Source organism: Halobium salinum (genome assembly GCF_026586625.1).
GTDB classification, from domain to species: Archaea; Halobacteriota; Halobacteria; order Halobacteriales; family Haloferacaceae; genus Halobium; species Halobium salinum.
On the sequence record NZ_JAODIW010000005.1, the window covers coordinates 375,862 to 388,143 of the forward strand.

The window sequence follows — 12,282 nt, forward strand, 5'->3', positions numbered from 1 at the left end:
TTCCCTTATTTCCGTGTCTCGGCCTGGAGTGGTCGGGGCACTCGTCTGTGGGCTTCCCGATTCCCCGTGGTAGCCAACGAGCGCGCGTGTTCGTCGTTCGTCCAAGCCTTCTGGGCCTTTAGTTCGACCACCGCTCTTGAAGCCGCTGTCGGTCGTGTTACAGCAGACACGCCGTACCGTGTTGACTGCTCCGGAGGGATCCGTGCGTCTCCCCCCGGTTCTGTGCCGTTTCTCTCGGGCTCTCACCGCCCCCTCGTCCCTCACTCGACACGTTGTGCACTGTCGCGTTCTGAGAGGGGCTCGCCGACGACCACATCCTCCCCGGATCTCGTATTCGGTCAGAAGTGATCGAACCCGACGATTTCGAACCAGCGATCCAGTAGAGCTGCATCGTCGAGCGTTGTGATTTGCAGGTTTCCATCGTCATCGAGGTACGTAACGCTCTGCTTCCCGAACTCCCACGCGCTACGATTTACGTCCTCGTCCAGCGGCCACATATTGTAGAAGTCGTCCGGCCCGGCGAACTGGAGGTCTTTGACGTGATCGGCGTCCTCCTTCCGGGCGTTCATATCGTGGCCGTGCTCGATCATCAGGAACCGGAACGCCTCTTGTATCTTGCCATAGAATATTTTACGGTAGGACCTGACTTTCTTCCAGACTCTCCCCTCTTTTGGAGTCAGTTCCTGATCGACCCCGACAATGACCGAGAAACCTGGCTCTAGGTATTGCCGCAGGGTGGAAGCACCCCTCTTTCCACTCCACAAGATCCCTGGATCCGGGAGGAAGTACTGACGCGGTCCATCTGTGAACCGGAACACTTCCTCCCCTTCCAAGACGACCGCTCGAGGGTAGTCCGACGGGTGTTTGTACCAGATCATCGGGATCGGATCCTCTTTCGTGGACCCCGTAGGGGTAGCTTCAACGGGGTCAGTTTCCTCCTCAGTCAGTTCGGTGACCGTGCTCGGGTCCTCCGATTCGGGTGCCACGTTTTGGATAGCCGAGTCCCCTGGTTCCTGTTCCTGTGTCTCGGTTGATCCACTATCGAACCACGGTTCTTCGGAGAAGTACATCGCCTCGAAGGCGCCCTTCCCTGATATCCACTTGGCACACTGGGGCACGGAGTGAGTGCAGATACACTCCAAGTCACACAGCCGGTGGTTTCCTCCGCTGGGGAATTCAATTCCGGTGAACGGGATGCTCTGCTCGCCGGTTTCGCCTTGGTCGAACGCCCAGTCGTAACACGCGTCGTGGTCCCGGCAACCCTGATGAGTGAAGCACTCCTCGAAGCTCTCGTACACCCAGACTCCCTCCCGATTTTCGGCCGGAATCTTGACCGTTCCGAGTGAGTTGCACGTTTCACAGTTGGGTCCACAGGCACCACGACAGACGATGTCGCTCTTGTTGTCGTTGTATGGGCTGCGGTCGTGGACCTGGTACCGAGTCAGTGGCCCTCTTTCCCACTCATCCGGTCGATACTCGGGATGATCGTCGATCCCTCCTGGGAACACCCCCATATCCGCGAACCGGTCACAAAGCGGACACTCATCCATGAACGCCTCGCGTCTGAGTTCTAGTCCGAAGTCATCGAACGGGAGAGTGTTGAACTGTGGCGGTGCGACGTTGAGAGACGCATCGACGCCGCCCCGACTGAGAGCCAGTCGGGCGTCGATTAACGTCGACATCGTCGCGCTGTAATGCCGTTGCCAGAACGGCCAGTAGAGCCGGCAGAGGTTGTTGCCGAGGAGTTCGATCTGTCCGTACCCCGCCAGGCCGAGGTCGAGACCGACGCCCAAGTCCTCGGTCCGGCTGGCCGTGAGCGAGATGTTACCGTTCGCGTACGAGAGTGTCCCACCGATGGTAATCCTATCTGCCAGTGTTCCGCGGGCCATGCCTGCCAGCCCACCTTCCAGACCGACGACTGGCAACTCGATTGGAATCGGAGGGGTAGCTGGAATGATGATCAACATCCCGACTTCCCCTTCGAGACCGACGCGCACCTCGGCACCGAGTCCGAGCGCCAGCGTCACGGCGAGTTGGCCGCTCGTGCTGTACTCTCCACCCAGAGGGTCGATGACTATCCGTGTGCTCTGGAGCTCACAGGGACCGACCTGTCCGAGAATCTCCGGCGTTAACCCAAGATGGTATCCGACTGTCCCGGTGATGCTGATTGTCTCCGTAAGCGGAAGGACCCCCTCCAAGAACGTCCCTTCCCGTGCGATTTCGGAGAGTGTGAACTGTACGGGTATCGTCGGACACGCCGGCAATGTGGGAATCGACACGACGAGTCGCCCGCCGGTTAGCGAGACGGTCGCACCCAGTTCCTCCGCAAGCGCCTGAACCGCAGCCCACACGTCACTCGCCACCTCCACGGCGTCTCCACCGATTTCGACGAGCACCTCCTTCCCCCTCTCAAGAGCTTCCTCACCGGCCTCCAGTGCCGATTCTGCCGTTTCAGATCCCCACTCGACCAGATCATCGCCCGCCTCGGCGACCTCCTCTCCGATGGATTCGATTCCCGTCTCGATGTCCGAAAACGATGGCAAGGAGACCCGCTGAACCATCGTGGCGTCGGAACTGGACGTGACGGATGGGAGTGCCGGATTCATCATGTCGACGGTGCTCGACTCCATCTGCCATTGCGCGGTGTCGTCCCGCGGTTCATCTGTCGTCCGACGGTTCTCTTCGCTCAATCGGGCTGCCGCAGTCGGCCTCGCTCGCGGTGACCGAACCGCCCCCTGCTGTATCGTGTGCGTCAGTTCGTGAGCGAGTAGTTGCCTCCCAGTTGCGGAACCGGGTTGATACGCCCCGTCTCGGAAAAAGATGTCTCGGCCGACGGTGAACGCTCGTGCGTCGAGCGACCGGTTCAGACTCGCCGCCCGCGAACCTGTGTGGACGCTGACTCGACTCAGGTCGTAACCGAAGCGAGGTTCGAAGAACTCCCGTGTCGAGTGCGATAAGGGGTCACCACGACCGCGAATCGAACCAATCTCACGGGCGGTCTCGTCGTCCACTGTGGGCAACTGTCCGCTACCGGACAATTCCTTGCGTCGAAGCTCCTCCTCGCATTCGAGGCAGTTCAGTGATTTTCCTCGACTCGCTCGTCGCTCACAGCGAGAACACATTCGCTGGACACGGCCTGGTGGTGGTCGCGCCACGGTCACCGTTGGTCGGTCGGTCATCTCCTGAATCGGCACTTTTGCCGGGCTCGACCTCGAACGGCCGGATTCGTCGTTGGAAGAGGCTGGCTCCGATAGCCGCATCACCTGCTCGGCGACACGGTCTGCCTCGCGCTCGTACCGGTCGTCCGGTTTTCCGACCTGCAGTTTCGGCTGGGTCCGCTCCTTTACGACCTGTTGAACGGCTCGATTCCCCTGCTTCGCCTGTAGTTGCAGCAGTGGGTGATTGCCAGTCGCTCGTTTCGACTCGGGTGCTGCGGCACCTCGTGATGCTCCGCTTGCACCAGGGCTTCGTACTCGGGGAGTACCCCGTCGTCGGCTTGTCCGACTACTCCCTCGGTCTGCTGCCGACTCCGTCGCCTGCTTTCGACTCACGAAACCAGCTCCCGATACTCCCCGAATGCCTCCGGTTTCACCAGCTTCCCGTTCTTTTGCAGTTCTCTTCGAAGGGCCCAGAGGACGTGGACCATCTCCACGGTGTTGAGGAAGCTGTAGGTTTCCCCGCTCGACAGTTCCGCCGGGAACTCTTCCTGCTCGTCTTCGTCTAGCGACTCCACGACAATCTCCCGACACGCGGTCGGCATGTCGCCGAGCGCGTTCGCACCCTCTTTCGACACCCTTCCCACGAACTTGGCACACTCGTCCTGTAGCTCTGCCCGGACGTCCTCGCGTTCGGCCCAGTGCAATCCCTCGTCCGGGCCACGCTGCCACCCCGACGCGGCGAGGAACGCCGCGGCCAGGGCGATGTTCTTGATGTTCCCACCGGTCAGCTCGAACGTCGAGAGGAACTCGTAATCGAGGTCGCCCACAGGCGTCCCTCCGACGGGCATCGCGTTCGCAATCGTCTCGCCGGCTGAGGCTTCTTCACCGTTCGTCCCGTCAGATTTGGGCGGTGTTCCGACCGGGAAGATTCCCTCCCAGATACGCTTGCGTGCCGCCTCGTCAGGCCGCGGGAAGTCGACGCTAAGGTGGATCCGTCGCAGAAAGGCCTCGTCGATGTTCTGCTTGAAGTTCGTCGTCAGGATGACGGCGCCGTCGTGCTCCTCAACGCGCTGGAGCAGGTAGTTCACCTCGATGTTGGCGTACCTATCGTGAGCGTCCGACACCTCGGAGCGCTTGCCGAACAGTGCGTCGGCCTCGTCGAAGAAGAGGATGGCGTTGCTGTTCTCGGCCTCGTCGAACACCTGGCTGAGGTTCTTCTCCGTCTCGCCGATGTACTTGCTGACGACGCTGGAGAGGTCGATCTTGTAGAGGTCCAACCCCACCTCGTTGGCAATGATCTCGGCGGCCATCGTCTTGCCCGTCCCCGACTGCCCTGTGAAGAGGACGATAACGCCGTTCCCGAGGCTGAACTTCTCTTTGAACCCCCAGTCGGTGTACACCCGGCCCTGGTGCTCGACGTGTGCGGCGACCTCTTCGAGATGCTTCTTCTTGTCCCCCGGAAGGACGATGTCGTCCCACCGGTACACCGGTTCGACGACTCGGCCGAGCGAGCCGAGTTTCTCGCGCGACTGCAGGCGACAGCCTGCGTAGACGTCCTCGACAGTCAGTTCGGTCCCGTATGCCCGCGAGCGTGCTGTCGCGACCGCGTCCTCGATCTGCCCGCCGGTCAGCCGGAACTTCCCGGCGAGGTCGGCCGTGTCGATGCCGTCCGGTAGTCCGTCGACCGCGTCCCAGAGCTCGCGCCGACGGTCGTACGAGGGGATCGGGAAGTTGACCGCCACGAACTGGTGCTCGTTCGCGCCGAGTCGCTGACTCGTCCGCAGCGCATCCTTGCCGAGGAGGAACACCCACCCCTCGAACCGGTCGAGCGCCCGGATCAGCACGGTCAGGTCGACGTCCTCGTTACTCTCGTCGTCGAGCACGTCGAGGTGCGAGATGGCCAATGCGGCGTCCTGTAACCGTGCCTCTCTGAGCAGGACTTCGACCGGCTCCCGGATGCCGTTCGTCACGAGCCCCCGGACGTCAGCGACGAGGAGGTCGACGTCCCGGTCGGCACAGATCGCCACCGTGGCGTCGCGTTTTCCGGAGCCGTACGGGCCGTAGAAGTGTGCCATCACCGTCGTGGACGACTCGGGCGGCTCCATCCCAAACACGAAGTCGTCCTCGCCCTTCCGAACAAGCTGTTCGAGCTGTACCCTGACGTCGTCGTCGAGGACGAGTTCGCCGAGCCGTCGTGTCTCTTCTTCGGCGTCTCCGCCCTCGTAAGGTGTCTCCTGCTCGTGTGCGTCTTGTGGTTTCGACTGGGTAGCACTCTCGAAGTGGTTCTCGTCCGGTGAGTCGTCGGATTCGCCGTTTGAGTCCGGCTCGTCCGTTGACTCGCCGTTCGTCCCGTAATCCGACCCCTCGGTAGGCTCGACGTGGTCGACGAACCCCTCGAGGGACTCGTCGAGGGTGTCGATTCCGAGGAGATAGTTCACGACACGGTCGTCGACCCGCAGCGACCGCGCAGAGAGAGGCATCTCGTCGTTCCTTCCGAGACGGACCAGCTGGTTCTGCCGTAACGATGCGTTCGAACCGAGCAGGCTGCGGTCCTCGAGACGCCTCCGTGGCGAGTACGACAACGCCCGCAGGATTAGATCGACAGTCGGACGTCCTCTGGTGATGTCGTCGTTCAGGTACGCGTACACCGTCTCGTACTTGGGGTCGAGTTCGGGGGCGGCCGCGAACAGGAAGACGTCTCGGCTCCGCCGATCGAGTTCGAAGCGCTCCGAGAGGCTGGCGAGTCGCAGCTTTCTCCCGACCTCCCGAGTCAGAGCCACGCGATTTCGGATCACACGAGCCAGTTCCTCCGCGTACTCGGCGAGTTCCTTGCCGGTCGTCCCCCCGGGAAGGACCAATTCCTGACCGTCGGTCCGTGGGCTCAGCAGCTCGTCGACTTTCTCGTCGGAGATGTAGTAACCCGCGAACTCGTTCGACGCGTCGACGGTCTCCTCTCGCCACTGCGCCACCCGGGCCCAGAGCAGGAAGTCGATTCGCTGGAGTTCGTCGAGCAGGTGCTCTTTACTGTCCGTGTACGCCTCGTCTCGCCGCTCCCGCATCACGGTGAGCCAGTCGGTCTCCATCCGCGGCGGTCGCTTCGGGCCGTTCGGAGGTTTCGGACCGTTCTCCCCCGGCTTCGGTCCGCCCCCGCCGGACGCTGGGCCTTCCTCTTCGGGCTCCGAGTCCCCCGTATCCTGCGCTGTTCCGTTTTCGTTGGGTTCCGAACCGCCCTCCTCGGGCTCTGTCCCGGTCGTGTCCCGTTCTTGTTCGTCTCCCTCCTGTATTGGCTCGTCCTCGTCGGCATTCGGACCGTTCTCGTAGGGTTCCAGACCGTCGGCTGTCTCCTTCCCGTCATGTCCCAGTTTGCGCCGCAGCCAGTCGAGCATCGCCACGTTGATTGTCTCCTTGGATTATCGTCTACGAGTCGGTCTTCTGCCGTTCGTCAGCCGAGGCTGGTGAACCCTTGATGGGCGAGTTCGACCGTCTCGATGGCGACGGCAGCCTGGTCCGCCTGGAGATCCGGTCCTGCCCACCGGATCGGGTAGGCACCGGTGAGCTCCCATCGCCACGTCTCCTCGCGGACGGTGTTCAGGAGGACTATCAGGACGGTTCGGCGCTCGATCTTTCCCTCACGCGCGTTCGCGAGCCACTCCCAGAGCACCGGCGAGTCGATCAGGCCCCGCTCGAGCACGACGTTCGGCTGCGTGTATCGCGTCGGGAGTTTGTGCGTGAAGCGGTTGTTCCCGCCCTCCTCGTACTCCTCGGGAGTCATCTCGTGTTCGAGACCGCTCACCGAAGAGAACCCACCGACGGTGAGCGCATCGATCTCCACGTGGAACCGGAAGGAGAGGTACGGGTCGGGGCCCGGCATCGACATCACTCACGCTCCTCGTTGATGCGCTCGTTGATGGCGCTGATCTCTGCACACCAGCGCTGGCGCTCCCAGTGTGGCATGTTCAACACGTCGCCACGACTCCAGTTGAAGTGGTAGGCGACGAACGCGACCTCCTCGTACAACCGGTCGAGAGGATAGCCAACGCTCCCACCGTCCGACAGCGGCGTCCCCGGTTGTCGGGCCGCCGTCGGCGTCACGGATTTCCCATCCCGAGTCCGATCTCGGGCTCTTCGGCTGCTTCCATCGGCGTGAGGCTCGCACCCGACCCGACCTCAACCTCGAACACCTCGCCGCACTCTGGACAGTCTGTCTCGACCGCGTCGGCCCCGTGTTCGTTCACTCGTTCGTACAGTTCCTGGAGATACGCGAGGTCAGAGACGAAGAGGTTCTCGATGACGTGTGGGTTCACGCTACTGAGCGTCCCGAGTTTCGTCGTCACTCGTGCCAGAAGGATGACGGTCAGGTACGCCGAGTTCGACCGAACCCGAGGGTCCTTGAGCGGGAGAATCTCGTCGGCGGCCGTCGCCAGCCGCATCACGCCGTCGCGGTGGAGGGTGCCGTCGTCGTCGACGTATCCCTGCGGGAGCGTGAACTCGAACTCTGTCTGGAGGGTGTCACCGCTCATTTACTCGACCCGCTCCATTCCCTCGTGAGCGATCTCGATGGACTCGATCGCCACCTGAGAGTCGGTCGCGTTCAGGTCCGGAGCGTCGTAGTTGACGGGCCACGCGCGAACGAAGTTCCACCGTGGGCCTGGCTGACCTTCCTCGTCGAGGACGATGACCGCGATATCGCGTCGTGCGTCGTCGACTTGTCCCTGTTCGACCATCTTCCGCCACTCGAAGATAGCCATCGAGTCGTCGGTCGTCCCCCACTGGAGGGTGAGGTTCTCGAAGGTGTTGAGGCTCCAGAGCTTCCGGACGGTCGGTGATTCGTTCCCCTCTCTGTACTCCGTGGGCTCTGTCGAGTTGCTCGGAATCGTCGCCTCACTGAACCCCGCCTGGATGGTGTCGTCGATCTCGAGTAGGTACCGCGAGTTCCGATATGGGCCGTGTCTGTCTGGCATTGTGTGTTATCTCCTTCTAATTAGGCTTCTGGCGCTTCCATTATTTGCGTGATTCTGAAGATGACGAACTCGGCGGGCCGGACTGGCGCGATGCCAACCTCGATGATGAGCCGACCCTGGTTGATGTCGTCTTGCGTCATCGTCGTGCGGTCGCACTTGACGTAGAAGGCCTGTTCGGGTGTCGTCCCCTGGAGTGCGCCGTCGCGCCAGACACCAGTCAGGAAGTTGGTGACCGACTGGCGGACGCGCGCCCAGAGCGGTTCGTCGTTCGGCTCGAACACCGCCCACTGGGTTCCCTCTTGGAGCGACTCTTCGATGAAGATGAACAGCCGGCGGACGTTCACGTACCGCCAGGTCGTGTTCGGAGACGTCGTCCGAGCACCCCACACGCGGATGCCGCGTCCGCGGAACGTGCGGATGCAGTTGATGCTCTGTGGGTTGAGTCCGTCCTGGTCGGACGTTCGGATGTCGTGTTCGAGTCCCTGGACGCCGCGAAGCTGTTCGTTTGCCGGTGCCTTGTGGACGCCCCGGTTCGTGTCCGTCCGCGCGTACACGCCGGCCACGTGGCCACCGGGTGGAACAAGTGTCTCGACGTTCGTGAACGGGTCGAGCACCTTCAGCCAGGGGTAATAAAACGCCGCGAACCCCTTGTTCGACACTGCGCTGGTCGGAAGGCCATCACCGCTGAGGGTGTCAGGTGTCACCCCTTGCTCGGCCTGCATGACCGCGAAGCGGTCGTTCAGGCCTTCACAGTGTTCGAGGAGGGACCCGGCCACCCCGTCGACCTTCGCCTCGTCCGGAATGCAGACGATAGCGACCTCGTCGACAGCAGTGAGCCCCTCGAGACCCGTCCGCTGGATCCGCTGCTCCATCGACGGCGACAGCACCTGCGTCTCCTCGCCATCGAAGTCGTCCTTACCGATTTCGCCGCCGTCATCGCCGTCGGCCAGAGTAAATTCGCCCGTCGGGAGCGACTCGGCCCCTTCGTCGATTTCGACCAGCGCAGACGCACCGTTGATACTCTTGGCGTAGTAGCCTGGCGCTCCCTTCGTCATGCTGAGGTCGTTGTACAGCTCGGATTTCTGTGGTTCGTCCTCGTCCGGATCGGCTCCCTCCGCCCAGTAGTTGACGGTGACGTTGTACCGCTCGCCGACGGGTGCCTCCGCGACCCTCACCCGGACACGGTCGCCCCACAGTCCGGGGCCCAACGCCCTGACCATGGTTCCGTCGAGTTCAGCCTCTGATGCGACGGCGTCGCCTGCGGTAACTCTGGCGACGTAACATACCGAGCCGCCGTTCCGGAAGAACCCGTCGACGGCGTACGTGAGGTACGACGGCAGTGGATCGGGGGAGCCCTCGAACGTCGCTGTGGTCACACGACCGAACGTCCGTCGATAGTCGTCGAAGCTGGTAATACGCTGGGGATCGACCGAGCCCCGCTCTGTAGGCCCGACGAACCCAGCTGTACTGGTCCCAACACCCGCGATCGGCACCGAGCCGCTGTCGAACTCTTCGATGTAAACGCCTGGTGATTTGTACTCTGCCATATGTCATTCACTACCTTGCGACTAAAGACTAAATCGAATGATAATTATATATACTTACCTGCAATTGGCTGATATGTGTGCGATGACAGCCGTCCGGAGCGTCAGGTCGTTCGCCACCTGTCGGCGGTGTCCAGCCAGTACGTCGCCGTTCCGTCGGCGTCGTACCTGAACAGGTACTGGTGGCCGAGTCCTTCCCGGAGCGGAGCCGAGACGGCGACGGGGTCGAGGTCGTCAGACTCGACCCGGAGCGTGGGTGGGAGTCCATCGACGCGAACCTGCCCGTCCTCCACGTCGTCGGTCGTGAGACCGGTGAGCGCGAGCACGTACTCACCGTCCTCGACCGTCTCTGTGGCCCGGTCGAACTCCACCAGAGTGACGGTCACACCGGCACGCCCGTGTTCTGCGGGGACGAGCGGGTCCGCAGGGTCGTCCTCGTCGCCGAGGACGAAGACGTGTCCCCGGACGAGGGTCGCACCCGCCGAGAAGGGGTACGCGGGTCGTGGCTGGAGCGTGATCGTCTCGACCGGGTCGTCTCCCGGGTCGAACGCGTCAAGGTCGACTGTCCGCTCATCGTCGACGTACCGCTCGCCGCCTGTGACCTCGACGGCGACAGTGTCGGTGTCCTCCGGGACGTCCGCCTCGAACAGGAGCACGTACCCGCTCGGGTTGACGACAGGTTCGATGTCCAAGTCAGGGAAGGTCAGGGTCGGCTTCGTCGGCTCCCCGATTCGTGATTCGGCCGCCTGCTCGTTTCCTTTCACTAAGGAAGTCCTCGACCACTCGGCCCTAAACTCCCCCACACGGAGGGGCTGGTCGGTGTACCCGTCGACGAGTCCGACGGCGAGCGCGAGTCGCGTGTTGGTTCTGGCGACCGGCTCTTCGCTGCTCACGGCTGTCTCCCTTCGCCGGCGCGGTCGTCGTGGTACTGTTCTTCTTTCTCTACGACACGGCGGACCGTGGTCGTGCGCGTCGAGTCGATCTCGACCGGGCTGACGAGATACGACAGCGAGGGTTGGTACGCTAGGTCGGGAAACGTCCCCCACAGGCTCACCAGCGTATCGAACGACGGCTGTTCCGTCGGCGTGACGGCGATCCGAACCTCCTCCTCAACGTCGTGAGGGTCATCGGGGTCGTCACCGAGCGACCCGATGAGTTCGGTCCCCCTGAGGATCGCGTTGTCGTGGAGAACCTGCATTGCCTGCCCGAGGATCATGTGTTGTTCGTTGGTCCGGTCCGTCTCGTCGTTCCCGACCGTGCCCAGGTGTGCCGTGAGCAGGTAGTAGAGGTCGAGGACGAGCGGCGGCTCACGGAACTCGCCTTTCTCCTCGTGCCGACGTGCGTTCTTCAGGTCGCCGTTCTCCGTGATTCGGTACAGACACAACGTCAGGCGGGTGTCGTTCCTGTCTCCGATCGTGGCGGGTGAGGCGAGCGCGATGTCGTCTCTTTCCACGAGCGTCATTTTCCTGCGCAGCAACTCGACGAGCGTCAGGCCCACCTCCGCGATGGCCGCGTCGCCGGCCATGCTCTACGCCGTCCCCAGCGGCGTGTTCCGACTAATCGTGACGCGACCGGGCGACCGATCTCGGCGCTCGGGACCGATACGGTCACTTTCCGCAGCGTACACACTCGTTGACATTTCGGGATGTGGATACGTCGGGATTCATCAAAACTCTTTCTGCACCCGAACCGGTCGTGTTTAGTTAAGCGTGAAAAGTGAGGCGACGTGATTTCTTGGTGCTCTATGCCAGAAATCAGCCGTCTTGTCGGTCCTAGTGGCTGGATCGACATGGAATTTGTGGAACGAGAGCGGACACCCGAGCCCGCGATGAAGCTCGGTATTCAATCACATTTGGCGGGCCTCTCGCTGTCGAATACCGTCTCCTTATCGAATGCCGGGGTGTCGAGCCGTCTCGAAAAGCGGTTCACGACAGGGTTCAGAAAGCCGATATACAGCCAACAGACGGGAAACGCCGAATCACGTCGCGCTTGACGAGACGGTGATTCGGATCAATTCCCGATAATATTGGCTGTACGCTGCCTGTGGCCCCGAAACAGACCAATTACTCCACGTCCGCCTCTTTCCAACTACGACGACCTCAGCGACCCAAATTTTCCTCGCTAAATTGCGCGAGAAACACTCCGTCGAATCTGCCGTGTTTCTGGTCGACGGTGTTCAGCACCTCCAAACTGCGCTCTCCCCAGCTGGGCTCCGATTTCACCCTGTACGACATGGAAATCGAAATAGCATCGAACGCATCTTCCGCGAGCTGAAGCTTCGAACATCATCGTTCTCAAACTACTTCAGCCACGTTTTCCCCTAAAACCGCTGAAAACTTGCTCCAAGCGTTCGCTACCTGGTTCAATGCTCCAAACTACACACCACTCCGACCGCGACGGAAAAGCGCCTGACAGAGGTAGTTACGCATAAGCTTTGAGACTCAATGTGGCATAGCGAATTGCGTTCGATCAAACTTCGTAGTATGCTATAATATATCTAGAAAAGCATGAAATAATTTTAGTTTGACCGAATTATTTGCAAGGAAAATGGCAATTCCCTGCTCAGAGGTGTTCTTGTGCCGTCAAATTATCTGTGTGACGACTATATCCCCGCCGGAA

The 12,282-nt window shown here is 61.7% G+C and carries 8 protein-coding genes and 2 pseudogenes; 1 reads left to right on the plus strand and 9 read right to left on the minus strand.

The genetic code is table 11. The annotated features are described in order from the left end of the window. Positions 1-338: 338 nt before the first annotated feature. The 9 genes and pseudogenes from N5095_RS03135 to N5095_RS03175 form a co-directional block, all read right to left on the minus strand. Complete coding sequence (locus N5095_RS03135; protein WP_267620966.1) at positions 339-3,011, minus strand: eCIS core domain-containing protein; 2,673 nt, start codon at positions 3,009-3,011, stop codon at positions 339-341. Positions 3,012-3,547: 536 nt separating this feature from the next. Further along, complete coding sequence (locus N5095_RS03140; protein WP_267620968.1) at positions 3,548-6,544, minus strand: ATP-binding protein; 2,997 nt, start codon at positions 6,542-6,544, stop codon at positions 3,548-3,550. Positions 6,545-6,600: 56 nt separating this feature from the next. Beyond that, positions 6,601-7,035: a phage tail protein gene (locus N5095_RS03145; protein WP_267620970.1), complete on the minus strand. Its 435-nt coding sequence runs from the start codon at positions 7,033-7,035 to the stop codon at positions 6,601-6,603. 11 nt (positions 7,036-7,046) lie between these two features. After that, positions 7,047-7,214, minus strand: a pseudogene (locus tag N5095_RS03150) (DUF6760 family protein); the annotation flags it as partial. A 32-nt stretch (positions 7,215-7,246) separates the two neighbouring features. Beyond that, entirely contained in the window at positions 7,247-7,678 is a 432-nt protein-coding gene (locus N5095_RS03155; protein ID WP_267620974.1) for a hypothetical protein, read from the minus strand. Continuing rightward, positions 7,679-8,119 carry a phage tail protein gene (locus N5095_RS03160; protein ID WP_267620976.1) on the minus strand — a complete coding sequence of 147 codons (441 nt, stop codon included), beginning with the start codon at positions 8,117-8,119 and terminating at the stop codon, positions 7,679-7,681. Between the two features lie 20 nt (positions 8,120-8,139). After that, positions 8,140-9,666 (minus strand): phage tail sheath family protein, encoded by a 1,527-nt coding sequence (locus N5095_RS03165; RefSeq protein ID WP_267620978.1) that lies wholly within the window; start codon positions 9,664-9,666, stop codon positions 8,140-8,142. 101 nt (positions 9,667-9,767) lie between these two features. Beyond that, a complete protein-coding gene (locus N5095_RS03170) occupies positions 9,768-10,556 on the minus strand; it encodes a hypothetical protein (protein ID WP_267620981.1) in 789 nt (262 codons plus the stop codon). Continuing rightward, positions 10,553-11,188, minus strand: coding sequence for a Pvc16 family protein (locus N5095_RS03175; RefSeq protein WP_267620983.1), 636 nt, complete (start codon positions 11,186-11,188; stop codon positions 10,553-10,555). The genes N5095_RS03170 and N5095_RS03175 overlap by 4 nt, the downstream gene beginning before the upstream one ends. Positions 11,189-11,407: 219 nt before the next feature. On the opposite strand from N5095_RS03175, the pseudogene N5095_RS03180 reads away from it, so the two are divergent. Then, positions 11,408-12,075, plus strand: a pseudogene (locus tag N5095_RS03180) (IS6 family transposase). The last annotated feature ends 207 nt before the right edge of the window (positions 12,076-12,282 follow it).

Excerpts from the sequence above, each read along its gene's own strand:
- N5095_RS03140 (WP_267620968.1), bottom strand. The coding sequence starts at position 6,544 with ATGCTCGACTGGCTGCGGCGCAAACTGGGACATGACGGGAAGGAGACA.
- N5095_RS03145 (WP_267620970.1), bottom strand. The coding sequence starts at position 7,035 with ATGTCGATGCCGGGCCCCGACCCGTACCTCTCCTTCCGGTTCCACGTG.
- N5095_RS03155 (WP_267620974.1), bottom strand. The coding sequence starts at position 7,678 with ATGAGCGGTGACACCCTCCAGACAGAGTTCGAGTTCACGCTCCCGCAG.
- N5095_RS03160 (WP_267620976.1), bottom strand. The coding sequence starts at position 8,119 with ATGCCAGACAGACACGGCCCATATCGGAACTCGCGGTACCTACTCGAG.
- N5095_RS03165 (WP_267620978.1), bottom strand. The coding sequence starts at position 9,666 with ATGGCAGAGTACAAATCACCAGGCGTTTACATCGAAGAGTTCGACAGC.
- N5095_RS03175 (WP_267620983.1), bottom strand. The coding sequence starts at position 11,188 with ATGGCCGGCGACGCGGCCATCGCGGAGGTGGGCCTGACGCTCGTCGAG.